22 protein-coding genes are annotated in these 24,155 nt (G+C 58.6%); 9 read left to right on the top strand and 13 right to left on the bottom strand.

Translation table 11 applies throughout. The features are described 5' to 3' along the window. Positions 1-10: 10 nt before the first annotated feature. Positions 11-1,453 (top strand): sigma-54 interaction domain-containing protein, encoded by a 1,443-nt coding sequence (locus N7220_RS13630; protein ID WP_283148073.1) that lies wholly within the window; start codon positions 11-13, stop codon positions 1,451-1,453. Here the strand turns inward: N7220_RS13630 and N7220_RS13625 are convergent. Together N7220_RS13625 and N7220_RS13620 are read right to left on the bottom strand one after the other, a co-directional pair. After that, the gene (locus N7220_RS13625; protein WP_283148072.1) at positions 1,450-2,814 is read right to left on the bottom strand and encodes a DUF6445 family protein; all 1,365 of its coding nucleotides are present in this window, start codon (positions 2,812-2,814) and stop codon (positions 1,450-1,452) included. The two genes, N7220_RS13630 and N7220_RS13625, sit on opposite strands and share 4 nt — an antisense overlap. A 189-nt stretch (positions 2,815-3,003) precedes the next feature. Continuing rightward, complete coding sequence (locus tag N7220_RS13620) at positions 3,004-3,552, bottom strand: glutathione peroxidase (RefSeq protein WP_283148071.1); 549 nt, start codon at positions 3,550-3,552, stop codon at positions 3,004-3,006. A gap of 401 nt (positions 3,553-3,953) precedes the next feature. Here N7220_RS13620 and N7220_RS13615 point away from each other — a divergent pair, with 401 nt between their 5' ends. From N7220_RS13615 to N7220_RS13605, 3 genes are all read left to right on the top strand, one after another. Continuing rightward, on the top strand, positions 3,954-4,844 hold the full coding sequence (locus N7220_RS13615) for a metal ABC transporter substrate-binding protein (protein ID WP_283148070.1): 891 nt from the start codon (positions 3,954-3,956) through the stop codon (positions 4,842-4,844). A 369-nt stretch (positions 4,845-5,213) separates the two neighbouring features. Continuing rightward, the gene (locus tag N7220_RS13610; RefSeq protein ID WP_283148069.1) at positions 5,214-6,887 is read left to right on the top strand and encodes a sialidase family protein; all 1,674 of its coding nucleotides are present in this window, start codon (positions 5,214-5,216) and stop codon (positions 6,885-6,887) included. A 72-nt stretch (positions 6,888-6,959) separates the two neighbouring features. Continuing rightward, complete coding sequence (locus N7220_RS13605) at positions 6,960-7,112, top strand: hypothetical protein (protein ID WP_283148068.1); 153 nt, start codon at positions 6,960-6,962, stop codon at positions 7,110-7,112. A 32-nt stretch (positions 7,113-7,144) separates the two neighbouring features. Here the strand turns inward: N7220_RS13605 and pgaD are convergent, their stop codons facing one another. From pgaD to N7220_RS13555, 10 genes are all read right to left on the bottom strand, one after another. Continuing rightward, positions 7,145-7,654, bottom strand: coding sequence for a poly-beta-1,6-N-acetyl-D-glucosamine biosynthesis protein PgaD (gene pgaD / locus N7220_RS13600; RefSeq protein ID WP_283148067.1), 510 nt, complete (start codon positions 7,652-7,654; stop codon positions 7,145-7,147). Next, positions 7,651-8,964 carry a poly-beta-1,6-N-acetyl-D-glucosamine synthase gene (gene pgaC / locus N7220_RS13595; protein WP_283148066.1) on the bottom strand — a complete coding sequence of 438 codons (1,314 nt, stop codon included), beginning with the start codon at positions 8,962-8,964 and terminating at the stop codon, positions 7,651-7,653. Before pgaC ends, pgaD begins: the two co-directional genes overlap by 4 nt. After that, positions 8,961-10,994 (bottom strand): poly-beta-1,6-N-acetyl-D-glucosamine N-deacetylase PgaB, encoded by a 2,034-nt coding sequence (gene pgaB / locus N7220_RS13590; RefSeq protein WP_283148065.1) that lies wholly within the window; start codon positions 10,992-10,994, stop codon positions 8,961-8,963. Before pgaB ends, pgaC begins: the two co-directional genes overlap by 4 nt. Further along, on the bottom strand, positions 10,994-13,504 hold the full coding sequence (pgaA, locus tag N7220_RS13585) for a poly-beta-1,6 N-acetyl-D-glucosamine export porin PgaA (protein ID WP_283148064.1): 2,511 nt from the start codon (positions 13,502-13,504) through the stop codon (positions 10,994-10,996). Before pgaA ends, pgaB begins: the two co-directional genes overlap by 1 nt. Before the next feature lie 367 nt (positions 13,505-13,871). Next, a complete protein-coding gene (locus N7220_RS13580; RefSeq protein WP_283148063.1) occupies positions 13,872-14,588 on the bottom strand; it encodes a diguanylate cyclase in 717 nt (238 codons plus the stop codon). 9 nt (positions 14,589-14,597) lie between these two features. Next, positions 14,598-14,987, bottom strand: a complete 390-nt coding sequence (locus tag N7220_RS13575; protein WP_283148062.1) for a DUF1987 domain-containing protein — start codon at positions 14,985-14,987, stop codon at positions 14,598-14,600. 24 nt (positions 14,988-15,011) lie between these two features. Continuing rightward, positions 15,012-15,614 carry a SiaB family protein kinase gene (locus N7220_RS13570; RefSeq protein ID WP_283148061.1) on the bottom strand — a complete coding sequence of 201 codons (603 nt, stop codon included), beginning with the start codon at positions 15,612-15,614 and terminating at the stop codon, positions 15,012-15,014. Further along, entirely contained in the window at positions 15,611-16,858 is a 1,248-nt protein-coding gene (locus tag N7220_RS13565) for a SpoIIE family protein phosphatase (protein WP_283148060.1), read from the bottom strand. The genes N7220_RS13570 and N7220_RS13565 overlap by 4 nt, the downstream gene beginning before the upstream one ends. A 124-nt stretch (positions 16,859-16,982) precedes the next feature. Further along, complete coding sequence (locus tag N7220_RS13560) at positions 16,983-17,783, bottom strand: alpha/beta fold hydrolase (RefSeq protein ID WP_283148059.1); 801 nt, start codon at positions 17,781-17,783, stop codon at positions 16,983-16,985. Then, a complete protein-coding gene (locus N7220_RS13555; protein ID WP_283148058.1) occupies positions 17,773-18,804 on the bottom strand; it encodes a M14 family zinc carboxypeptidase in 1,032 nt (343 codons plus the stop codon). The genes N7220_RS13560 and N7220_RS13555 overlap by 11 nt, the downstream gene beginning before the upstream one ends. Positions 18,805-19,133: 329 nt before the next feature. Here N7220_RS13555 and N7220_RS13550 point away from each other — a divergent pair, with 329 nt between their 5' ends. The 3 genes from N7220_RS13550 (at position 19,134) to N7220_RS13540 (ending at position 21,012) form a co-directional block, all read left to right on the top strand. Then, entirely contained in the window at positions 19,134-19,448 is a 315-nt protein-coding gene (locus N7220_RS13550) for a FlxA-like family protein (protein WP_283148057.1), read from the top strand. Positions 19,449-19,624: 176 nt separating this feature from the next. Next, positions 19,625-20,536, top strand: coding sequence for a class A beta-lactamase (gene bla, locus N7220_RS13545; RefSeq protein WP_390901498.1), 912 nt, complete (start codon positions 19,625-19,627; stop codon positions 20,534-20,536). 293 nt (positions 20,537-20,829) lie between these two features. Next, positions 20,830-21,012: a hypothetical protein gene (locus N7220_RS13540; protein ID WP_283148055.1), complete on the top strand. Its 183-nt coding sequence runs from the start codon at positions 20,830-20,832 to the stop codon at positions 21,010-21,012. Between the two features lie 30 nt (positions 21,013-21,042). On the opposite strand, the gene N7220_RS13535 is transcribed toward N7220_RS13540, so the two are convergent. Then, positions 21,043-21,657, bottom strand: a complete 615-nt coding sequence (locus N7220_RS13535; protein WP_283148054.1) for a TetR/AcrR family transcriptional regulator — start codon at positions 21,655-21,657, stop codon at positions 21,043-21,045. 125 nt (positions 21,658-21,782) lie between these two features. Between N7220_RS13535 and N7220_RS13530 the strand changes: the two genes are divergently transcribed. Then, a complete protein-coding gene (locus N7220_RS13530; RefSeq protein WP_283148053.1) occupies positions 21,783-23,060 on the top strand; it encodes an MFS transporter in 1,278 nt (425 codons plus the stop codon). Between the two features lie 128 nt (positions 23,061-23,188). Further along, positions 23,189-24,118 (top strand): lysophospholipid acyltransferase family protein, encoded by a 930-nt coding sequence (locus N7220_RS13525; protein WP_283148052.1) that lies wholly within the window; start codon positions 23,189-23,191, stop codon positions 24,116-24,118. The last annotated feature ends 37 nt before the right edge of the window (positions 24,119-24,155 follow it).

Below are 24,155 nucleotides of genomic sequence, written 5' to 3'. Positions count from 1 at the left end.
AGCCACTGCCATGAACCCAGCCGCCCCTGCCAGTCTGAGTCCACCCGATCTACCCCTGAATGTGCTGTTGACCGATTATGACTCGGTGCGCCAGTGGGCAATCCAGAGCATGTTCGACACCATGGAAGACTTTTGCGAAGGCACGGTGATTGTCGATCACGATGCGCGCATTGTCTGGATCAACGCGCGCTATGCCGCCCGCTTTGGCTTTGATGATCCGGCCGGGGCCATTGGCAAGCCGGTAGAAGAAGTCATTGCGCACAGCCAGATGCGGGAGGTGGTGCGCAACGGCAAGCCGCAACTGCTGGATATCATGCCCGCAGCGGGCAATGAATCGCTGGTCGTCACGCGCTTGCCGCTCAAGGACAAAACCGGCCAGGTCGTGGGCGCCATTGGTTTTGCCTTGTTCGACCAGTTGCAGTCGCTCTCGCCCATCGTTGCCAAATTCACCCGGCTGCAAGAAGAACTGGCCAACGCCCGCGAATCTTTGGCGCAAGCGCGCAAGGCCAAATATTCCTTCGACAACTTTATTGGCGATGGCGAAGCCGCCACCGAAGTCAAACGGCGCGCCCAGCGTGCGGCGCAAATGGATTCACCCGTGCTGCTGCTGGGTGAAACCGGCACCGGTAAAGAAGTCCTGGCGCACGCCATTCACGCCGCCTCGCCGCGTGCACATAAACCGCTGGTCAGCATCAATATGGCCGCCATCCCGGAAACATTGCTGGAAGCCGAACTGTTTGGTGCGGCGCCGGGCGCCTATACCGGGCTGGATCGCAAAGGGCGCATCGGCAAATTCCAGCTGGCCGATGGCGGCACGTTGTTTATGGATGAGATGGGTGACTTGCCACTGAGCCTGCAAAGCAAGTTGTTGCGCGTGCTGCAGGACAAAGAGTTTGAGCCGCTAGGCGCCAACAAGGTAATCCGCGCCGATGTGCGCATTATCGCTGCTACGTCGGCCCGGCTGGCGCAGCGAGTGGAAACCGGTGAGTTCCGCGCGGATCTGTTTTACCGGCTCAACGTACTGGCCATTGAGGTGCCGCCGTTGCGCTCACGCCAGGAAGACCTGCCGGCTCTGTGCCATGCCTTGCTGAATGATCTGGCCATGACTTGCGGCGTGCGGCATATCGCCCCGGCAGCCATTGAATTTTTGCGCCACTACCACTGGCCCGGCAATGTGCGTGAACTGCGCAATGTGCTGGAACGCGCCATCATGCTGTCCGACCGCGCCGAATTGCGGGTGGATGATCTGGCGGCCTTGGTCGATGCGGGCGCATTACGTGGCCATGTCGACAACGCACCCAGCCATCAACAAGCGATGGCCACCTTTGAAAAACGGCTGATTGAAGAAGCGCTGCAAGCCTGCGGCGGGCGGGCAGTGCTGGCAGCGCGGCGCCTCGGGCTGGGCCGCGCTACCCTCTACAAGAAAATGGCTGCACTCGGCATCGAGCGTTAAACCACGGAGCTGGCGTCGGCCACCGTCTCAAAAAAGAACAGCTGTGCCAGTCGGCCATCTTGCAAAGTGCTGCCAAACACGTTGCTGATGGAGTGATAGTAATTGCCGCGATAAATCACCAGCCGGTTACTGCGCATGGGGATTTCGGCTTGCGCCAGCCAGGTTTCGCGTTCGGCTTGCAGCTCGTCAAACGCGCGCACCGTTTCACCAGTACTCCAGCTATCCTGGAAAGCGGCAAAGCTCGCATAACCGGCGGCTTTGACCTCGGCCTCTGGCGGGCGCCGATCCCAACCGGTGGCGCGATGCTGCCAGAACGTAGTGCCGCCCTGACATTGCTCCGGCGGGTTCAGATACAGCACAGCGGCATAAGTGTGCGTCTGCCCCTGCGATTCGTTGTCGATATGGATGTCCGTGCGAGCTTGCGCACTGGCCACGCTCACCCGGAAGGCGCCGTTATCAGGCGAGGACCACTTCACCGGACGCTGCAGCACGGTGGCGATACGCTCCATGACTTCCTGACAAGGCTGGCCATCCGTTTGCACGCCCGGAAAATTCTGACCTTCATACAGATTGGCCTGAAACGCCTGCTTGAGCGCGTGCTCACGCCAGGCCGCTGCATCGGTCAGAAAATCATCAATCACGTGCAAATCGCGCTCGGCAATAAAATCAGCCAGCGCCGCGCCTTGCAGGGTGACGTTCTGCCACTGCGAATCCGTCATGATGGTTTCGTGTTCTGGCTGATCTTTGCGCGGCAAGGCGAAACCGACGCGAAAGCGCGCTTCAAACTGAGGATGTTGGGCAGCAATTTCCTGCGCGGTACTGCGGGCCAGTTCGAGACTGTCTTGCGCATAAGCCAGTTGTACCAGGCGTTCCGCCAATGCTCCGCTTTCCGGATGATGGGGTTTGCCGGCAGCCAGTACATCCAGCGCGGTGCGATCATCGCCCTGATGCGACAACAAGCGAGCATATTCAAGCGTGTATTCCAGATCGTCCGGCACCAGCGCGTTGGCGCGAGCCATATGCTTGAGCGCAGCAGCAGGATCAACCCGACGCAGATGCAGTCCCAGGTTGTAATGAAAGCCTGGATTATCGGGTGCCATGGCAAGCGAGCGTTGCATCAGGTTCACGCCAATCTGCGGCTGGCCAATGGCAACCAGCGCCAAACCCTGGTAATGCATGGCATCGGCCTGTTGCGGATTGCGCTCCAGTGCGCGCTGATACGTCGCCAGCGCCTCCGGCAAACGGCCTTCGCGATGCAGACGCATACCGGTTTCAACCAGTTGATCTACGGCTTGAGTGGGTGATGTTGCTTCCGCCACTCCAGTGCCACCAGCGGCCAGACGCCGTTTTTTCTCTCCCATACCCTTTCCTTTCCCGATCAAAATCTACTGATTGAAACCGCCATAAGCAGTCGCACATCATAGTCTGCTTCATCAACGGGCTTACTCAGGTGTTCGCCCGATGGTGGCAAAACTGTGCACACGCTGAAAAACAAAAAGCACCCCACAGGATGCTTTCTGATGCGATCACGAGCGGCTGAGCCGCCGCCATCAAGCCTTGGCCAGTTCAGCCTCCACTGCGGCGACCAGGCGCGCGTCTTCTGCGGTGACATCCGGCGAGAAACGCCCGACTACTTCACCTTTACGGTTCACCAGGAATTTCTCGAAATTCCACAACACTTGCGGTTGCGGCGCGATATCAATGCCCTTGCCCGACAAACGCTCACGGAACGGGCCTTCCCCCAGCGCGTCCGGCTGGGCCGCAATCAATGCCTGGTACAGCGGATGCTGGTCTTCGCCCACTACCGAAATCTTGGCAAACAGCGGAAAGGTCACGTCATAGGTGGTGGAACAAAAGCTGGCGATTTCTTCATTGGTGCCAGGCTCCTGACCTTTGAAGTTGTTGGCCGGAAATCCCAGCACTTCCAGACCCTTGGCCTGATGGCTGCGATAGAACTGTTCCAGACCTTGATATTGCGCGGTCAAACCGCACTTGGAGGCCACATTCACCACCAGCAATACCTTGCCTGCGTAGTCATTCAGGGTGGCAGCGGAACCGTCGATTTTTTGCAGAGGAATGTTTTGCACAGCTTGCGTCATGGTGAATCCCAAGTAGTCAGTGAGATGGTTGGAACGTGATGAAACCGGAATGTCGATAACCGTGAGCGGTCTATTGTCGTGACCCGTCCTGGCGTTATTTGAACCCATTTGTCATGGCAGTGCCAGTGCGATCCGCTGTTTGATCTTCCGCTGCCGTATGCAATGCCGAGGCAAAAACAGTCCGCACACCACTGCGTGATCCTCGCCCGGCTCATTTTCAACACACCAATTGCAACATTGTTGCATTTCGGCTTATTCTACGTTTTTCGACGAAATGCAATATTGTTGCATTTATCGAAATGTCCCCAAAAAAACGCAGCACAAGACTGCGCGTCCGCACCTCACCGTTTCCCGGCACGACGCCCGGCGCGTGCCTCCCATTGGCAGGAAGGAGTTTTGCAATGAACAAGCAAGTCTGGCTAGCCGGTCTGGCGCTAGCCACCGTGGCCCAAGTCGCTGCAGCCAAAGAACTGAATGTGGTGGCCAGCTTTACCGTACTGGCAGATATCGTGCAGAACGTCGGCGGCGATCATGTGCATGTCACCAGTCTGGTCGGCCCGAATGGTGACCCGCATGTGTATGAGCCCACGCCGCAAGATGCTACCGCGCTGAAAAATGCCGATGCCGTATTTGTGAGCGGCTTGGGTCTGGAAGGCTGGATGACCCGGCTCATCAAGGTGTCTGGTTACAAAGGCAGTATTACCGTGGCGAGCACGGGTATTCATACGCGCAAGATGGAAGACGATGGCAAAGTGATCACTGACCCGCACGCCTGGAACGACATCAGCAATGGCGTGATCTACACCCGCAATGTGATTAAAACGCTGTCCGCCACCGACCCGCAAGACGCCGCCGAATTTGCCAGAAATGGCGCGGCCTACATCAGCAAACTGCAAGCGCTGGATCAATACGCCAAGGCAAAATTTGCCAGCATTCCCAAAGCCCGGCGCAAAGTGCTGACCAGCCATGATGCCTTTGGTTATTTTGGTGCGGCGTACGGCGTTACGTTTTTGTCGCCTGTGGGGATATCAACCGAGGCCGAGCCCGCCGCAGCCGATGTCGCCCGGCTGATTACCCAGATCAAACGCGAGAACGTGGCGGCGTATTTCTTTGAGAACTCCAATGATCCGCGGCTGGTGCGGCAGATTGCGTCATCCACAGGTGCGCAACCTGGTGGCGAGTTGTATGTAGAGGCGTTGTCGCCCAAAACCGGCCCCGCAGCAACGTATGAGGCCATGTTCCGCTACAACGTGGATACGCTGTATGCAGGCATGACCAAGAAGCCGAAGTAACCCTTTATGCAGGATCGACCGGTCTGGCAGCGTTGTCCGCACGCTGACCTGACCGGCGAAAACATGATTGCGCCCTCACCACTGACCAAGCTGTGTAAAAGGCACAGCAAACACTGACATTTCAGTTGTTTTTTGCTGACTGCAAACGAAGCCACCTATCGCCCACTCGGTACGCCAACGGTATTACGCAAGTGCATGAAGCCTATGCTAGGCAGACATCCATCCGGTGCGTATCCGTATCTGTAATCAGGCCTGAGACCTCCTCCAACACGATCACCGTTGCGTTTCATGAGCGAACAGGCAACCACTTGCCACAGATTGCGGGTCAGGACTCACCACCCGGCCCACGCCTCGCAAGGAAGCCAGAGCATGACTACCCATGTCTTTGATGGTGTTCGCGATTTCGTCCCGCTGCTGCATCAGTTCAGCATCTGTAGCGTGGCCGCAGGTTTGTATCCTGGCGCAAACCAGCAAGCCACCAGCAGCAGCCCGCAGAATCAACGCAGTGAATCGTGCATTGCCATCAATCCGAAAAACCCGGCCAATCTGGTCGGCGCCTCGAAAAAATTTATCGACCCCGCCACTTACCGCTTTCGTCTCGGCGTCATTTACAGCTTTGATAGCGGTGAGACCTGGGCCGAATCCCAACTTCCGCTTAAACCCGGCTGGGATGTAATGACCGACCCTACCGTCACGTTTGACGGTTCCGGCAATGCGTTCCTGGTGGGAGAACCCGATCACTTCAATACCGGAACGGCCGGAGCAGGCGACCTGACCGGTCTGGGCATGGTGGTTTACCGCTCGCAGGATGGCGGAGTCACCTGGCAAGAACCCATACAGCTAACCAGCGACACTTCGGATGACAAGCAATGGGTGGTTTGCGACAACCAGCCAGGCAGCCCTCACCGCGGGAACGTTTACGTCGCCTGGGGCGCTTCATCACCGCTACGCTTTGCCCGCTCAACGGATGGCGGGCAAAGCTGGAAAGGCAGAGGCTCTGACGCACCGGGCAGTGCCCTGGTTTCGTTCTCCTTTTCGCCCGAATTAACCGTTGCGCCCGACGGCACGCTGCATATTCTTTGGCATAACGATGGTTCGGGGGAAATCCAGCATATCCGCTCCCTTGATGGCGGAGAAACCTTCGAAGCGGCGACTACCGTTGTTTCCGGGATCAAAAGCCTGCGCGGCAATTTGCCAATTACTGATGACTGGCCCCACTTCGAATTCGGCAAATTCCGCGTCATTACCCTGATAACCGACTGCGTGACCACGCAAGGCGTGCTGGTGGTGGCTTGGGCTGACATGCGCGAGGGCTACAGCCGCATCTATTACCGGCGCTCGCTCAACAACGGAGTGACCTGGGAGGGAGACGCTTCCGGCCAGCCCTTACTGCCTAACGTCAGTTATGGAAGCAGCCACTGTTTTCACCCCCAAATTGCCTGCACGCGAACGGGCGTGGTGGGCTGCGCATTCTATGTATTTGGCGAGGAGTTCGGAAAGCACCTGATCAAAGTGCAGTTGGCCGGATCATGGAACAACGCCAGCGATTTTTCCTGGTTTGTCGACGTAACCGACCGCTCATGGGACCCAGCCGTTGATGCGCCCGCAGTGCATGGCGACCCCAATGTCACCTTCATTGGTGAGTACTTCGGTCTGGCGGCGGGCGTCGAAGATTTTGCCGTGCTCTGGACCGACACGCGTACCGGCGTGCAGGAGCTGTTTTTCAATCTGGTTCAAACCAAAGAAATTGTGTGTCCGCGCTTGCCGGATCTGGTCGCGCAAATTCTGGCGGGTGTGGTTGAAGACGGCGGTGGGCTCATCATCGTGGGAGGCAAGATCATCCGTATCCCGCCCCGTTCCCCGGTGATCCAGGTGCTGGAGGCACTGGCTACCCTGGATACCGTGGCTGGCGTCAACGCCGAACAAGCGCGGCAGTGGACCCAAATCGCGTTGCAGACCAGTGCAGAAGTGCTGGCCAGAAAAATCAGCCAAAGCCATTCGGGTCTCGCCGGTGCGACGGGCCAGTCCAATGAGCTCGAATAACATGGGTGCCAACCTGTTTCGCGGCAAAGCCGGGTGGGCCGCTACGGCTGCCTCGGGCGATGAGGAGCAACAATGGACTTTATCGAAAAAATATTCGGCTTCTCTCCCGACGGCGGTGACGGGTCATTCGAGTTTTTGCTGTTCCTGATCCCGATCGCCGGTGTGGTGGTCATCTGGCAATGGCGGCGCTACCGGAACAGCAAGAAACGCATTGATCGCGAGTAGCTGGCCACCATTTTGAGCGTGTCGTATCTAATTCAGACCACCGGCGCCGGTTCCGGCACGATCTCGTGTTGTGGCGGCGGATCAGTTTGCACGCGCACCACCTGCCCTTGTTCGTCATGCCACACCACCAGCCGTCGACTCGCGTGCCAGCGGGCAACATCGCTTTCGGGCACATGGTAAGCGTCGGCCAGATCGTGGTCGGTTACCGTTGGGCGTGGACGGCGGCGGTCGTAGCCGCGAAAGCGCAGATAGTTATACGAGGCCCAGCCGACGAAGATCCCGCCCAGCACTACCAGCGCGCCGCTATAAGACGCGGCCAGATGGCGAAAAGCCGAGAATCCGTCCAGTTGCACCATGTGATGCCAGGCAAAGAAGGCTTCGCCCAGCCAGCCGACTGCGGTCAGCAGCGGCAGCCACAAAAATCCCCACAGCGCCCAGCCCATAGCCGTTAGCGAGCCATAAACCACGCGCTGACGGCGGGTTTGCCAATCGGGTCGTTCAATAATCAGATGCGTCGATGGCCGCGGCGGTTGCGTCATCATGATTTGGTACTCACATGGTGTTCATGCACCGGCGGATGCGGCGTTTGCACCGTTTGCTGAATGCCTCGATCCGGGCTCACCCAGACAGCGCGGGCATTGCGTTTGCGCATCAGGGTTTTGGGCACGGCCCAGATGGTGGTCAGCATGTTGAGCAACCAGTAAGCCAGCGGATACCAGACCATCCAATAATACGAACGCCCCAACCCTTCGTCGTAACGCGCGTCCAGTCGCAGCGCGACAGCAATCTGCAACAAACAGGTCGCACCGATCACTACGCCGTTCCAGCCGGGCAGCAAGGTCTGGATATGCAGCGGCTCTGGCAACGGCAAAAACTGGCCGAGCAGCCACAGCACCATGACGCCACCCATGACGTAAGCCCACGCCACACTCAGCAGGAATTCCAGGTAAATCGCCCACATGCGGCGTTTGCGCCAGAACAGCAGCGACGGCAAATACTTGGCCAGCACCTGCACACCACCCATGGCCCAGCGCAGACGCTGCTTCCACAAACCCATCAGCGTTTCGGGCATCAGAATCCAGCAACGGGCCTTGGGTTCGTAGCGGATGTCCCAGTGGGCAATTTGCAGTTTCCAGCTGATATCAATGTCTTCGGTCAGCATCTCCGGGCTCCAGTAGCCCACGTCATGCAATGCTGCACGGCGAAACGCGCTGACCACGCCAGAGATGGTGAAGATGCGCCCGTAAGTGCGTTGCGCCCGTTTGATCATGCCGATAATCGACGAGAACTCACCCACTTGCAGTTTGCCCAGCAAGGTGGAGCGATTGCGGATACGCGGGTTGCCGGTAATGGCGCCCAGGCGCGGGCCGTGGGCAAAGTGCTGCATGAACCAGGCGGCGGCGTATTCATCCAGCAGCGCGTCGCCATCAATGCAGATCAGGAATTCATATCTGGCCATCAGGGCTGCGGTATTCAGTCCCATCGCCTTGCCCTGATTGGTGGCCAGGTGAATCACGCGCAAACGCGGGTATTCCAGTGCCAGTTCATCAAGGATTTCGCCGGTGTTGTCGCGGCTGCCATCGTTGACGGCAATGACTTCAAACAAGGGATAACGCTGACACATCAACTGAGCGATGGTCTCGCGCGCGTTAGCACTTTCGTTGTGCATCGGCACCACCAGCGATACGCCAGGGTAGTTATCCAGGATGGGCGGAATCGCCAGGCTGGCGGTACGGCGTTCAAAGCGCCAGTAGTAATGCACCGCGCCAATCATCCACATCCACGCCATCGTGAGTGGATAGAAAAAGGCAAATTGCAGCAACACGGTGCTGAGTGATGAAAGCGCATTCACTTGCTGCCCCGATATGGAAAGCTGCGCAGCGAGAAACGCTCGACCAGTTCATCCAGCTTGGGTTGGTCTTTGACAAAATCATCCGGGTAATAACCATAGCTGCGGACACCGGCGTCCATCAGAGTGTCCATCTGCGTTGCCAGTTCGTGCCCGGTCAACGGCTTGCTGGTTTTCCAGTCCACCGCCTGCAATTCGAACACCGTCTTGTCCAGCGCGCCGGGAATAATCGCCACGGTTTTGGCCAGCGTGCTCAACCATGGCAATGGCTGCGCTGCGCCTTCCATATACGGCATCGCCATAATGGCGGTGTAGTCGTAATGGGCGAGGAAATCCGGTAGCGACTGGGCAAACCAGGCTTGGGCTTCGGGCTGCAGGACGACGCGGGCGTACATATTGCGCGCGGTTTTCAGATTGGGTTGCCAGTGGCGAACCCGGTCTGCCAGTTGCAGCGAGAAATCCGTCAGATAACTGGTCTTGAGCGCAGTCCAGCGTTGCATCGCCGCCGGGTCTTTGCGGATTTCATCCACACTGCCGGGCAAACCCCAAGATTGATAAACCGCACGGGCAGCCGGGCTGTCATCTTCAAAGTCGGTGAGCGTGGCGTCGTCATGGAACAGCACGCCCTGGAACACCGCATGGGTGGCCAGATCGTTATAGATTTCGCCAATCAACTGGCGCACCGCGGGGTCAAATGGCGAGAGCCGGTGATAAGCCTGCGCCCCTTTGGCCGTGCTGGCGGTCACCAGTTTTCCTGCCAGCGGGTCGGTTTCTGGCAAGACGTAGGCACTGAGCGGCATCCAGGCGTAAACCTTTACCCCGGCGCGCGTCTGAAGTTGCCAAGCCGCGCGAGAAAACAAATCAGCGCGCATGGGCAGATGGCGGTTAGGGAAATACAGCGCCGTTGCGGCGCCGGCGCCACTGGGGTCGGCATATGCTTGCAGGAAAACGGTGTTGGCACCGCTGGCTTTGACCCGATCCAGCAATTTGCCCAAGTTCAGTTCTTGCTGCTTGGGGTCCGGGTCGTAGACGTAGTCCAGATCCACATGCATGACGCGGACGGGCTTGGCGGGCGACGGGCGCATGGCGGCATCCAGCGCTTTCACGCTTTCGCCATCGGAATGGGTAATCAGCACGCGACGCAGGCGGTCCAGCGGAATATCCGGACCATTTGGTCCGTCATCCAGCGTCAGCGTGATCGGCATGCCCGCCGCTTTGGCCGCCTCAATTGTCGCCCGGTTGTAGCGTCCATACGGCCACACCATCACACGCGGGGCTTTGCCGGTGTGCTGCGCGATAACTTCTGCGTTCTTTTTCAGGTCCAGCTGCACCCGCGCCAGATATTGCGCGTCGGTTTCATATTTGCCGGTGGTGGCGTCGTAAATATGCGTGATCAACGCGGGCAGTTGATTACCTTGCGGATTGGCCTGAATGCCGTGGTGCTCGTTGTAGCTGTGTGAGGCAATCTCGACCAGGCCAGAGTCAGACAACTCTTTGACCTCAGCCCAGGTCATGATGTCTTCGCGGCTGTAATTGCGCGATTCGGCGGTAATGTCGGCACCGTCGGCGGCGTCAATCCAGTGCCCGACGACCCCTTGCACCGCGTGGTAGTTAAATTCTTTGAGCAGCGGAAAAACGTGGGTATAAAAACTCTTGTAGCCATCGTCGAAGGTCAGCAACACGGCTTTGGGCGGCAGTGGTTTGGTGCCCGCGCGGGCCGCCAGGATGTCGTCCACGCTGATGACGGTGTAACCATTCTCACGCAGCCACTCAAAATGCTGCACCAGCCGTCGCGTGCTGATGGCGTACGGATCAGGCAGCACCCAAACGTCGTCACGCACCTCGTGATAACACAGCACTTCAAAGCTGTCGGCAGGCCAGGTGGCCGTTTCGGCGCGGGCCAGCGGCAAGGCCAGCAGCAACGTCAAAGCCAGCGCCAGCGCCAGCGCAGACGCTAACCGTAGCGGCAAGTTGACCAGGCCTTGTGCGGCGGCCAGGGCAGAGCGAAAGATCGCTGCCAGAGAGTGCTTCATCAGAATTTCCAGTCCAGCGTGGCGTGCACGGAGTAATCGGTTTCGCCATTGCCGTCGTAGTACGCACGGTTAATGCCCGTCCCGATCCGCCAGTCCAGCAAGGCGTTCAGTTGATATTCGAGTTCATACGCAGCGCCGCCGACGGTGGCTGCGCCATAGCTGCGCTGCCAGTTTTCTCCGGCGGTGAGCGTGAGACGGTGGCTCAACTGACGTTCGTACTGACGCCATTGCACCCAGTGGTTGATCACCGAAACCACGCCGGCTTGCTGGCTGGACGGGTTGAAATAGTTGGCGGCCGTAGCAGGCAAGTCGTTATGCATGCCGCCGACATCCAGCCGCACATCCATCTGGTAATACGGTTGGGTGACGGCCCGCTGTACGCCGTAAACACCCCAGCCCAGCCGGGTGTTGTCGTCAGAGAAGTGACCATGCGACAGCACCAGCCCCACTTCGCGCGATTCACTCCAGCGATAGCGCAACGCCGTGTTGGTGAAGTCGGTATGCACGCCGTCGGCAAAAGCGCGCAGCGGTGTGTCATCCCCGTCGTGGGCGTAGCCCAAGTCGACGGTCCAGAAGTCGCTGGGGTGATAGCTCACCGCGACATGCCCACCGGCTGTGCCAGACGAGCCATTGGCACCATCCAGTTCGGTTTCGCCGGACCAATCGGGTGAGCGATATTCCAGGCCAGCACCGCCCACGCGCCGCAGCAGGTTTTCTACATTGCTGCTGCTTTGTTGCCAGCCAGCGCGAGCATAGGCGCGCCAGTTGTCGGCGAACGGACTGCTGTAAACGCGGCTGTCAAACGTCAGATCATGGACATCACCGTTGCCAGCCAGCCCTTCCTTGCCGCCACCGCTGCGCCCGAATGCCAGCGTCGTCACGGTTTGCGGGCGCAGATGATCCTGCCAGTTGCGTTCCATCCGCTGGGTGACGCTGTCGTCAGGCATTTCCAGTTGGGCTCGCGCGAGATCAGTCGCGGCGGCGGCAAAGTCCGCCGTATCCATATGGGCGTCAAACGTGGGCGGAATCACCCAAATGTAATCCGGGCTAAGCGTATGCAGCCGGTTCAGTTGCGTCAGCGCGCGACGAGGCCAGCCACGCAATCGGTCAATGTCAGCTTGGGCAGCGGCGATGTCTTCATTGCCCGGTGCGCGTCGGTGCAGGTCATCCACCCGCCGTTGGGCATCGGCCAGTTGCTCGGTAAACGCCCGCACCTGCGCCGCCAGCAGTTGCGCTGCCGGATAATTCTGGTTTTCCACGCGCAGCGCCGGATACGCGTTGTTGCGCCATTCCGGGGTGTCGGCCACCAGTTGATCCGCCGCGGCGATGGCGGCCTCGGCGTGCTCGGCTTCAAGTAGCGCGTAAACATAATTCACATGCGCATCAAAGTCGCCCACCTTGGCGGCAAAGGCTTGTTCATACAGTTTGATGGCCATGTCTGGCTGCCGTAGCGCCAAGTAAGCGCTGGCGGCCGGTATTTTCAACCACGCCGGGATAGCCGCGCCCTGCAGTTGCAGCATGCGGTACAGATCAACCGCCTCGCGGTTGCGGCGGCGATCAACCAGCACCACCAGCAGATCGTATTGCTGACGCAACAGAGCATCCGATCCGGCTGGCTCGTTGCGGCTTAGTTCATCGATATGTTGTTGGGCGGAATTGATGGCAGCGTCAGTGGTCACCCAACGGGTGGGCGACGATGCCCGCGAGTTATCGGCCTCGGCCCGACCCCAGCGGATTTCCCGTGAAATGGCGGCAGTTTTGGCCGCTGCGCGATCAGCCGGAGTGAGCGTCAAACTGGTGGCCAGTGCCAGACGTGGCGCATCCATGCGCAGGTTGGAGACAAATTTCGCCTCCAGCGCGGTGCGGTTGGCGGGGGCAATCGCCAGCAACTCGTCGCTCTGCTTGATCGCTTCGGGGTAATCCTGCAAAGCCAGCCAGGTGCGGATCAGCATTTCCTGCAAGGCAATACGGTCAGCTGGATTGAGTTTGTCGGCATCGACAGCTTGCAGCCGGGCCAGCGCTTGCGGAGCCTTGTCACGCAGGATATCCAGCTGCGCCAACGAAATCTGAATCGCCAGCCGTCCTGGCTCGCGCCGGTCAATGGCTTGGTAGATGGCCTGGGCCTGATCCAGGTTTTGCGTGTTCTTTTCGGCGTCAGCCCACGCTTGCAGAACATACAGCGGGGTGGTGTCCAGACTCAAACCACGCGCCAGCGCGACTGCTTGGGCATAACTACCCTGCCAGGCATAAACCGCAACCAGATCGTGGCGATAACGCAAATCAGCAGGGTGCGCGGTCAGCAAATCCTGCAATGACTGAGCGGCGTCACCCAGTTTGCTGTTGCGGGCGTTTTCGATTGCTTCGCGGTAGCGCAGCTCTTCGCTGGCAGAAGAAGCGGCCAACGCAAGGGGCGCAGCCGTAAGTAAAACAAGAGACAACGGCAGGACAGAGCGCCTTGCAGTACGCCAGCTTATGCTCGACAGGGAGGTTACGGCATTAGGGCAACTCATTAACCAACCTGATTCCTGTCTATATCTGTTAGATTATTTCAAACTGCCGATACAAATTCTCATAAAACACGGCCGAATTATAATCAAAAATATCAATACATACAATAGATTGGACTCATTATTAGCATAATCAAAAGCTTATTTAGTCAAATTAAAAATGTAAGACAAACACTTTATTTTTACGTACAAACATAAATTTCCAATAAAACATGACAAATAGCATGCCGCAACGGCAATGACCGCTCAGCGCCGTTTCAATGGATATACGTAAGAAAGCCGCATATGGATGCGGCAATTGGACAAGTACTTGTTTCTTGGGGAAAAGTCAGCGCGCAGGGCGAGTTGAGTTGGAAAGGAAAAACAACAATCAGCGGGCGCGCACAACCTGGTTGCGGCCATTGCGCTTGGCCACATATAGCGCCTCGTCAGCGCGGCTGTAGGCACTTTCAAATGGAGTGCCCGCGGCACTCCAGCTCACGCCAAAGCTGGCAGTCATCGCCCGTTCGATCGGAGATGGAAAAACGTGCGTTGCCACCGCAGCACGCATGTACTCCGCCAGTTGCATGGCGTCGTCCAGCAGCAGCCCAGGCAACATGACGGTGAATTCCTCGCCGCCGACCCGACCAATCTGCCCGATCTCACCCACCACCGACTGCAGTTGCTCCACCACCGCGCACAGCACCGCATCGCCCGCCGGATGGCCGAAGGTATCGTTGATGCGTTTGAAGTGGTCCAGGTCCAGCACCACCAGCGCGATATCGCTGTGCAGCAGTGTGTCGTTGCACAGTTCGATCACCGCACCACGATTGAGCACGCCAGTGAGCGTGTCGTGGCGGGCGCGGTAATCCAGGTTGATGGCCAGCGTTTGCAGCCGCTGGTTAAGCACATTCATTTCGCGCTCTTGCCGGTCGCTGCGCTGAATCAGCCGCCGCGTTTCACGCAACAAGCGCTCGTAATGCCCGATCAGCTCACCCAGCGCCAGCCGCTGGATACCCGCCGGCGCGTGCACGTCGTCATACACCACGCTCGCCTCGGCCAGCGCAGCGTGTTCCAGGTCAAACAGATCAGGATCAGTACCAGGCATGTGTCGGCTTCAAACGCCGCTCAGTGCGTGATCGTGAAAATCCAGCGCGCCAAAGTCATCCTGCAATTCCTGACCGAACTCCAGAATGGTGTCGTCGTCTTCGTCGTGGTACCAGTTCAGGGTGACGTGATTGCCCATCAGCGCGGCCTGATTGAAGGCATCGAACAGGTTGAACAACACTTTAGTGCTGGAGCTATTGAAGTAGGCCAGCGCCACGTTGACCTCGATATTGGCCTGCTGGCAGCCCGCCAGATACGTGCGCACGTTGGCAATGATTTCGCCATAAAAGGCGGCCGCGTTTTCCGGATAGGACTCGCCTTTGAGCGACAGCACGTGTTGGCTAAAACGGAAATCGACCTCAGGCGAGGTCGGCGTGGCGGCGATAAACAGGTTGTCCATGATAAGTCCTGGTGTTCTGATCGGTCAGATAATGGCTTTGATATAAAACATGCACAGATCCGGCTCGTGCGGCATCGGCACAAATTCAAATTCCAGTGGCACGCTAGCGTCACGCGCCATGGTCAGAAAGCCCACGCCAGCGCCTTTGCTGTCTTCGGGCGCATCCGAGCGCAGTGCTTCTTTGTAGGCTTGCTTGATTTCTTCCAGCGTCATCGAGCGCAATGGCTCGATCCGCTGGCGCAGTGCTTCGGCTGAATCGGCTTTGATCGGGTTGGCGCACAGCAGGTAGTAGTGATCATCCTGAATGCCGATGCACACCGATCCATGGCGTACTTCGTGGTTATCCAGATCAATCGGCGTCAACGCGTCGGCCGAATAATGGATGATGTTTTGCGACATCTCGACAAAAGACGAGAACAGTTTGCGCCGCGTTGGGCCAGCCATTCCGCTGACTTCCAGTCGCAGCTTGAGCGCATCTGCCATGGCACCGACAATGTGCTGCGAAAAATAGCCTACGTAATAAAAAATCACATGGCGCTGCCGCGCGGCATCACAAAAGTCGCGGTATTGCTGATAAATCATGTCGTGCTCCGGCAATGTACTCATATACATGTTCAGTTCAGTCATGGTTGGGTGCCAGCGATGCGCACACATAAGCAGGTCAGGTCATCGCGGCGCGTTTCGTCCACTTGCCAGTTGGCCAGTTCGATCAGCAAATCGTCGGTAATCTGCGTTGTACTCTGATGGCGTCGCGCCACGATAGCGTCGCGGATACGCCGTTTGCCAAAGGCAATTTGCTTGCGCCCGCCAATCTGGTCTACCAGACCGTCGGTGGTCACAAACAACAAGGTGTTCGGTGTCAGTGGCAGCACGCGGTTGGTCCACTGGTGGTCCGCATTGCTGTCCACATAACCCACGCCAGCCCGATCACCCTCGATCATTTCAATTTGCGGAGCGTCTGGGTAAAGCAGATACAACGCGGTGCGGGCGCCGGCAAAGGTCAGCGTTTGCGTGGCGTTATCGAACCACATAAAGGCCGCATCCAGCCCGTCATTGGATTCAGCCAGTTCGCTGCGTTCTGCCGTCTGCCCCAGCATCTGTTTAATGCCCCGGCTTACCAGCCCCATTAAGTGGGCCGGATCACGCGGGTTGTTGCGCTCAATCGCCTGAGCCAGCATGGACGACGAAATCAGCGTCATGAAGGCGCCGGGCACGCCGTGGCCGGTACAGTCAGCAATCGCTGCAAACCAGCCATCGGCAAAGCGGGCAAAGTGATAGAAGTCGCCACCCACCACATCGCGCGGCTCCCACACCAGGCTGGCATCGGTCAGCGTTTCGGCCAGCGCGGCCCGCGACACTTGCAAGGTCGCACGCTGGATCACACTGGCGTAATCAATGCTGTGCATGATCTGGCGGTTTTTCTCCGCCTGCATGTCGGCCACCACGCGCATCAGTTGCAAGCCGTGGCCCACGCCCGCGTATCGGCCGTCACGGGTAATGATGAAGCCGTCAGCCAGTGCTTTCTCGCCATACTCAACGGCGCGAAAAGTCAGGCTTTCGATGCCCAAAGTGGCTTCGGCAATCAGCGGTTCTTTGTCCATAAAAGCAATGCAGCTTTTTTTGCCGTACAGCTCGCGATGAAACGGCTTGGACATTTGCGACATAAAAATATTGCGGTTGATCAGCCCGATCGGGCGGCCGTTTTCCACCACCGGCAAGCTGATCAGTTCGCGCTGGTCGTTGAAGACATCCAGCACGGCTTGATTGGTTTCTTCTGAGGTAATTGCGGTCGCGACGACGCACAAATCGGCAGCCGAAGGCTGGCGAAAACGCGGCAATGAACCACGTGAGGCATTAAATTGCGCTGGCATCGGGCAACCCTTACGGGACAGGAATGCGCAATTTGTATCAGGAAATTATTAAATGCTGATTACGATAACAGTTTGTTCAGCAGATTTCTTACAGGCGTTGGTCGGTTGGCGGCCCGTTTTCACCTCAGGCAAGCGACCTGGTCTGCATGCCCTGCCACAACACCACCGCCTGCGCGAGCCACAGCGCATCGTCCAGCGGCAAGTCATGCCCGGCGTGAGCATTGATCTGCAGCGGCCAACCGGTGGCCTGCGCCAGTTGCGCCGAACAGTAGGGATCAACCAGCCGGTCCTGTGCGCTGGTCACCACCAGCGCCGGGCAGCGCGGCCAAACTTTGGGCGCCTGAAAACGCGCTGCGGCCAGTAACTGACGCAACAGGTTGGCGACAGAGACCGGATGTGCGGTTTGCCACGCAACCCAGTCGGCCAGCACTTGCGAGCGTCGCGCTGGCAGGTTGCTGGTCAAAGCCAGAATGCCTTGTTCGCGCAGGGCTGTTTTCTGCCCAAGCAGCCCCAACAATGCGGGATAACTTTGCCAGCGCAAACGGCGCCAGAATGGTGCCAGCGCCGACAGACTGGTGTTCACCAATACCAGTCGCGCCACTTCAGCCGGATAGCGGCTAGCCCAATCCAGCGCCACCATGCCGCCCAACGACAATGCCAGCACGTTCACCGGGCCTTCGGCCAGCACTGGAGCCAACTGTCCACGCAAGTGCTCGCATTGTTCGGCGACGGTCACCCCGGCGTTTTCTTGCCATAAATAGCCATTACCCGGCAGATCTGGCGTAAGCACCGGCACATCGCCCAGCGCCAGCTGCAATCGCTGCGGAAACTCGCCCCAGTGCCGTGCTTCACGCCCGAGCCCGCGCAATAGCACCCATGGCCGGGCGTTGTCTGGCGCTGGCAAGTGGGCTGGATCAAGTGCCATTGCGATACCACAGGTTCATGGCTTCACGCCGGTGGCGCGCGCTGCGCTGATCGCCCGCCAGCCAGCGCTCTTCGCTGCCAGCCAGCCGAGTGAGGAATTCCATAAACGCCAGATGCGTGCGCATCACCCGCTGCTGGCGATGCGGCGCCACCGGGTTGAACGCGCCAAGACGCGAAAACAACTGCCGCGGATTTTTGCGCACCCATTTCCACGAACCCATTTCCAGCGTGAGCGGTAAAAACAGCTGGTCCGGATTGCGCTCCCGCGCTTGCAGATAGAGGTGATCCCACAAATCGCCATGCGTGAGGTACTGGTGACTCTGCGGTTCAAATACATAACGATGATGCGGATACGCCTGGTCGAACAGCGTTTTGAGCGTGTAAATCTCGCCCACCGATTCAATGGGGCGGCGGCTGCCCGCCAGCGGAAACCAGATGCGGTCATGCATGCCAAAACCGGAGTGGCAATCGAGCATCAAGACCTGGCTGCGCTGCTGGATTTCCTGTTCGACCACCGCACAGAGCGCTTCGCTTTCTGGCTGCATCCATTGGCCATGTGCCCCGCGATACCACGGCAGCCAACTGCCAATACGATGCCCACCCAGCAACCAGGGCACCGGGTCGATCGCATCAAGTGGCGCGTTGCGCATCAGATCAACCCCGGCAGGATTGGAACGACGTCGCTTGAGCATGCCCCCCGGATTTACCAGCGGCATGAACAACAAGCGGACCCGGCTTAGCTGATGTTCCAGTACTGGGTCCCAATGCAGCCGAGTCAGCAGACTGTGCAGAAAAGTGAGCACCACCTGGGTACCGATGCGTTCCAGTCCGTGCACGCCACCAAAGAAGCCCACCAGCGGCGCATCGGGCGCCGAACTACCCAGCGTCAGCACCATGATGGGCAAGCAGTACTGCGCCACATTGACCTCGGCGACAGTACGCACAGTGAGTCGCCCCTGGCCCATCTTGATAAGACGTTCCAGTTGGGCCAGCTCGGGAAGAAGGTCGTTGAGTGGAGTCACGGTAGCGCGCTAATTGAACTGGAAACAGCATAGCCAGTCCGCGCTCGGGCAGCCGTGACGCTTTCATGACAAGTATGGCCAGAGCGCGCGATCCGCCCAGCCAAACCAGGATTTTTGTATCGGGCGTGTATCTCTCGGTGACTTCACTATTTGTGGGGCATATGCTCTAACCATCAGCAGGTGAGCGCACGCACGCGCGCTGACCGGCCACGCTTTTTTATGTGTTGAACCATTCCTGCCGCTTTTCCGCGAGCCCGCGCCAGCAAATGCAGCTAGTCAGAGCGGATGGATGAATGGTTCTTATATTCTTATATCTAGAGGATAAGAACATGGTTACTTCAGTCAGCGCAGTTTCGTCCACCTCGGCCATTGGCAGCACCACGCAAAGCACCAGCAGCAGTTCAAGCACCAGCTTGCAGCAACAACTGGCAGCGCTGGAGAAACTACTGGCCACCGCCGAAGCCAACGCCAGCACACCGGCAGGCGCCGCGCAGGTCCAATCCATCGAGCTACAGATCCAGACTATCCAGCAAGAAATCGCCGCCCAGCAGAACACGGCGACCCAGGCCGCCACAACTCCTTCCACAACGACCGCATCGGCAGCAACATCCACTGCGGGCACGCTGGTTAATACTTCTGCCTGATCTAGAACACTGGCCTCGCTCAGACTGCGAGGCCAGTTTGTTCTGCCCCTCCATTCAGGCCATTTTGTGTATTTTGCCGACTCCCTCACATCGCGTTGGGTTGGTGTTTGTCTATACTTTCCGCGTTCGGCTTCTCCTTCAATAGCTGGCGGGCGTCGCGCCTGCCCTCTCGCGGAATGAATCACCTCATGTCTTTTCTATCTCGCCGTCAATTGCTGACCGGCGCAGCGGCCTTGTTTGCCCTCACTCGTTTGCCCGCCCATGCAGCGACTAACGCTAGCGCCATCGCCACAGCTTCGGTCCGCTTGCAAGAACTGGAAAACCGCGTCGGCGGTCGTCTTGGCGTGCTGGCACTGGATACCGGCACGGGTCAGAGCATTGCGCATCGGGCAGATGAGCGTTTTCCCATGTGCAGTACCTTCAAGTTTTTGCTGGCAACGGCGATCCTGGCGCGGGTGGACGCCCACCAGACGCAACTGGAACAGCCCGTTAAATACAGCAAGGCGGACTTGCAGGAATACGCACCGATTGCCCGGGAGCATCTGGCGCAAGGCCAATTGAGTGTCGGCGCGCTGTGTGCCGCCGCAGTGCAATACAGTGACAACACCGCCGCCAATCTGCTGCTGGATATGGTTGGCGGCCCGGCGCAACTGACCGCGTTTTTACGCGCTCACGGGGATGCCATTACCCGGCTGGACCGCAATGAGCCGTCGCTGAATACTTGTATTCCGGGCGATCCACGCGATACCACTACGCCAGCCGCGATGCTGGCCACCATGCAACGCATTTTGTTGGGCAATGATATTTTGTCGGCCGCTTCGCGCCAGCAACTGGCCACCTGGCTGCGCGGCAATACCACCGGCACCGCCAAAATCAAGGCCGGTTTACCGGCGGACTGGCAGATCGGCGACAAGACGGGCTCGGGCAATGCCGGTGCGGCAACCAACGATATCGCCATTATCTGGCCACCACAGCGGGCGCCGATTCTGGTCACGGCGTATATCCACGGCAACAAGGTCACGCCAACCGAACGCGAGCAATCCACGCTGGCCGAAGTGGGTCGTCTGGTACACGCCAGTTTTAGTTAAAACCCGACCGGAATAGCGCGCCTGGCTGCGGGCGGTTTCCTGCCATTCAGAGGTGCCGGTTGACAGCCCGGCGCCCTGTACCCGTATCATTCGCCCTGACCAAGCTGGCCCCGCCCGCACTTTTCTGGCCGATCCTGCTGATTTGACAGGACTTTTGTCGATCAACCGGCATCGGATCGAGCCTCTCTGGACTGCCGCAAAAACCGCTGACGTTGCCATGAGTGAACGTCAGAGCGCTCTTGGCGGCAGCTATTTCATATATTGATCTTTGTGATCTGAATCAGGAAACCACCATGCCGATCAACCATTTTGACCTGCAGCGCCTCGCCGCTGTGCGCCTCAAAGAATCCATGCGCAAGAAGGGCTCGCCCGACCGTTTTGGCAAAGCATCGTCCGAAGGCAAAACCGATGATGGCAAAGAAGCCAAACCATCGCTGCTGGGTCGTTTGCTCAAAGACCACGTCGAACCCAAGTAAGCAGCATGCCGTAATTCGCGAACTCCGCTCTCAGGTGTTCGCGGGCAACGCGGCATCCAGCAGGATCTTTGCCACCAGCGGCAAAGCGGGCAACAGGCTGTTGCCCGGAGCATAAGTCTGGCTGGCGGTATAAGCACCTTCAATCAGCAGCGCCAGCCCGGCGGCCAGGCCGGGCGCATCGCTCGCCCCGGCGGCTTGCGCCAATTCAGTCAAAGTAGCCAACAAGCGCGCCTTGTTGCCCGCCACCATTTGCCGGGCAAAGTGTTCGGTATCCGGAAATTCCGCAGCGATATTCACAAACGGGCAGCCGCGATAGCCCGGTGTCGCCGTGCGCGCAGCCAGATCGGTAAAAAACTGTTCCAGTTGCCGCCGCGGCTGACCTGGATGTTTATCCAGGCTGGCATGCAGGTAGGCCAGGAATTTTTCGTCGCGCCGCTGCAAATACTGCTTAAGTAAATCATCTTTGGATTCAAACTGGCGATACAGGCTCATCTTGTTGACGCCAGCCCGTTTGACCACGGCGTCGATCCCGCTGGAACGGGCGCCTTCCTGATAAAACAACTCTTCCGCCGCATCCAGAATCTGGCTGTGCGCCAGTGCACCCTGCGTGACTGTGCGTGGGGCAGCTGCTTTTTGCGGGGTCATCGTTGCGTACTCCATTGCATAAGTGTTGACAATGTTACCGCTCGGTCACTAACATCTCAAGCAAATGTTACCGGTCGGTAACAATTCACTCAAAAACCTGGCCTCGGTGGCAGAGAGAGAAACCTATGTATGCATTAGCGCGCTGGTCCAAAGGCCGTTTCCATTACGGCTGGGTCACCCTGGCCGTAGTCTTTTTGATCATGCTGATTACCGCCGGCACGCGTTCCACACCCAGCGTCATGATGGTGCCGCTAGAGCACGACTTCGGCTGGAGCCGCACTACGGTATCGCTGGCTTTGTCGATCAACCTGGCGCTGTTCGGCTTGATGGGCCCATTCGCCGCTGCCGCCATGCAGCGCTTTGGTTTGCGCCGCACCGTGCTCACCGCACTCACCATTCTGGCGATTGGCGTGGGCTTATCCAGCCTGATGACCTCCACCTGGCATATGGTGCTGATCTGGGGCGTATTGGTGGGCATGGCTACCGGCGCAACTTCAATGACACTGGGCGCCACGGTGGTAAATCGCTGGTTCAGTCAACGGCGTGGTCTGGCGATGGGCATCCTCACCGCCAGCTCCGCCACCGGGCAGTTGCTATTTCTGCCATTGATGGCGGCCATTGTGGAGCGCTATGGCTGGCGGCCGATTGTGCTTACCGTTGCCGCACTGGCTGTACTGATCTTGCCATTGATTGCTTTCTTGCTGCCGGAACGCCCCACCAGTGTTGGGCTGCGCCCGTTCGGCGAGCCAGCGGATGCTCCGGCCGATCAAGTTGCCAGCCACATAAACCCCATCAAAATCGCCTTTGACGCGCTGGGCAAAGCCAGCAAATCGCGTGACTTCTGGCTGCTGTTCTTCAGCTTTTTTATCTGCGGGGCCAGCACCAATGGCTATATCGGCACCCACTTTATTGCCATGTGTGGCGATTACGGATTGTCGGAAGTGAAAGGCGCCAGCATTCTGGCAACGATGGGTTTGCTTGATCTGGTGGGCACCACGTTCTCCGGCTGGTTATCAGACCGCTTCAATAATCGCGTGCTGTTGTTCTGGTATTACGGCCTGCGCGGCCTGGCGCTGATCTTTTTGCCGTACGCATTTGGTATCACCTACTTTGGCCTGCCGATCTTTGCCTTCTTCTATGGGCTGGACTGGGTTGCCACGGTACCACCCACCGTGCGGCTGACCACCGACGTGTTCGGCTCCCGCGATGCGCCAATTGTGTTTGGCTGGATTGTCGCCGGGCATCAATTAGGTGCCGCCTTTGCCGCGCTGGGTGCGGGCATGTTGCGCAACAGTCTGGGCTCGTACACCGTCGCCACCATGATTTCCGGCGGACTGTGCGTAGTGGGGGCGATCCTGGTATTGCGTATCCACCGCCGCGCCATGGTCCCGGCCATCGCCTGATTGCTGATCCCCACCGCGGTGCGCGTAGAGTTAGCCGTGTCACAACAGGTGTCGTCATTACACCCGCGACACACATGCGCACTTAGCCCTGCGGTCTTTTCCCGGTAGAGTGCGCTCGGTGCCTTGCCTTGGCACCGGCCTCACTCGTCAACACCCGCATTGCGTCGGGTGTTGTTCCATTCCAGTTTGTTACCGCCGCTCCGCGTCGTCGAGCCAGGATCATCATGACCGCCGTTTTCTGGCTGCTTTCTTTATTGCCGCTTAGCTGGGCACAAGCTTTGGGGGCGTGGTTGGGCGCCGGTGCTGCCCGCTTGCCGGGCCGTTACGGCACGCGTCTGCAGCAAAATTATCTGCAAGCCTTTCCCGAGCGGACTTTGGCGCAACTGCAGGAAGCTCGCCGTGCTGCCGGGCGCATGCTGCTGGAGATTCCCTATTTCTGGATGCGTAACAACCCGGTTGAGGGCTTGAACATAGCCCCAGCCAACTTCCATGAAGCGACGGATGTCTTGCTGGCCCAAGGCAAAGGATTGATTCTGCTGTCGCCGCATCTGGGCGGTTTTGAATTGCTGGGGCCATTGTTTGCCCAGCGCTATCCATCCACCGTATTGTTCAAGCCGCCGCATCGCCCATGGTTGCGCGACTGGGTTGAACGCACCCGCAGTCGCCCGAATCTGGCCATGGCCCCGGCCACGCCACGCGGTGTGCGTATGCTGGTCAAAGCGCTCAAGCGTGGCGAAACCATCGGCATCTTGCCGGATCAATGTCCAGGTGGTGGCGAAGGCGACTGGGCGCCATTTTTTGGCAAATCGGCCTACACCATGAATCTGGTGCAGCGTTTGCAGGCACTCAGCGACGCACCGATTGTGCTGGTATTTGCCGAGCGTTTGCCCGGTGCGCGCAGTTATCACATCCATATGGAAGTGCTGACCGAGCCATTGTCCAGTGACCGTCAGACTGCCGCATCGCATCTGAACAGCAAGCTCGAACAGCTGATCGCCCGCGCGCCCGAGCAATATCTGTGGGGCTATAACCGCTACAAACATCCGCGCGGCGCGTGAGAAGGCACCTGCAAAGACAAAGCGGGCGAGCCTGATG

Source organism: Silvimonas soli (assembly GCF_030035605.1).
Taxonomy (GTDB): domain Bacteria; phylum Pseudomonadota; class Gammaproteobacteria; order Burkholderiales; family Chitinibacteraceae; genus Silvimonas; species Silvimonas soli.
The sequence above is the reverse complement of the archived record's forward strand: the minus strand, read 5'-3'. Positions and strand labels throughout refer to the sequence as shown.

What these genes read in the sequence shown, in the direction of transcription:
- N7220_RS13620 (WP_283148071.1), bottom strand. Translation starts at nt 3,552, where the DNA reads ATGACGCAAGCTGTGCAAAACATTCCTCTGCAAAAAATCGACGGTTCC.
- N7220_RS13605 (WP_283148068.1), top strand. Translation starts at nt 6,960, where the DNA reads ATGGACTTTATCGAAAAAATATTCGGCTTCTCTCCCGACGGCGGTGAC.
- N7220_RS13575 (WP_283148062.1), bottom strand. Translation starts at nt 14,987, where the DNA reads ATGGACAACCTGTTTATCGCCGCCACGCCGACCTCGCCTGAGGTCGAT.
- pgaA (WP_283148064.1), bottom strand. Translation starts at nt 13,504, where the DNA reads ATGAGTTGCCCTAATGCCGTAACCTCCCTGTCGAGCATAAGCTGGCGT.
- N7220_RS13530 (WP_283148053.1), top strand. Translation starts at nt 21,783, where the DNA reads ATGTATGCATTAGCGCGCTGGTCCAAAGGCCGTTTCCATTACGGCTGG.
- N7220_RS13610 (WP_283148069.1), top strand. Translation starts at nt 5,214, where the DNA reads ATGACTACCCATGTCTTTGATGGTGTTCGCGATTTCGTCCCGCTGCTG.
- N7220_RS13550 (WP_283148057.1), top strand. Translation starts at nt 19,134, where the DNA reads ATGGTTACTTCAGTCAGCGCAGTTTCGTCCACCTCGGCCATTGGCAGC.
- N7220_RS13570 (WP_283148061.1), bottom strand. Translation starts at nt 15,614, where the DNA reads ATGACTGAACTGAACATGTATATGAGTACATTGCCGGAGCACGACATG.
- N7220_RS13560 (WP_283148059.1), bottom strand. Translation starts at nt 17,783, where the DNA reads ATGGCACTTGATCCAGCCCACTTGCCAGCGCCAGACAACGCCCGGCCA.
- N7220_RS13565 (WP_283148060.1), bottom strand. Translation starts at nt 16,858, where the DNA reads ATGCCAGCGCAATTTAATGCCTCACGTGGTTCATTGCCGCGTTTTCGC.
- bla (WP_390901498.1), top strand. Translation starts at nt 19,625, where the DNA reads ATGAATCACCTCATGTCTTTTCTATCTCGCCGTCAATTGCTGACCGGC.
- N7220_RS13625 (WP_283148072.1), bottom strand. Translation starts at nt 2,814, where the DNA reads ATGGGAGAGAAAAAACGGCGTCTGGCCGCTGGTGGCACTGGAGTGGCG.
- N7220_RS13580 (WP_283148063.1), bottom strand. Translation starts at nt 14,588, where the DNA reads ATGCCTGGTACTGATCCTGATCTGTTTGACCTGGAACACGCTGCGCTG.
- pgaD (WP_283148067.1), bottom strand. Translation starts at nt 7,654, where the DNA reads ATGATGACGCAACCGCCGCGGCCATCGACGCATCTGATTATTGAACGA.
- N7220_RS13535 (WP_283148054.1), bottom strand. Translation starts at nt 21,657, where the DNA reads ATGACCCCGCAAAAAGCAGCTGCCCCACGCACAGTCACGCAGGGTGCA.
- pgaB (WP_283148065.1), bottom strand. Translation starts at nt 10,994, where the DNA reads ATGAAGCACTCTCTGGCAGCGATCTTTCGCTCTGCCCTGGCCGCCGCA.
- N7220_RS13615 (WP_283148070.1), top strand. Translation starts at nt 3,954, where the DNA reads ATGAACAAGCAAGTCTGGCTAGCCGGTCTGGCGCTAGCCACCGTGGCC.
- N7220_RS13540 (WP_283148055.1), top strand. Translation starts at nt 20,830, where the DNA reads ATGCCGATCAACCATTTTGACCTGCAGCGCCTCGCCGCTGTGCGCCTC.
- N7220_RS13630 (WP_283148073.1), top strand. Translation starts at nt 11, where the DNA reads ATGAACCCAGCCGCCCCTGCCAGTCTGAGTCCACCCGATCTACCCCTG.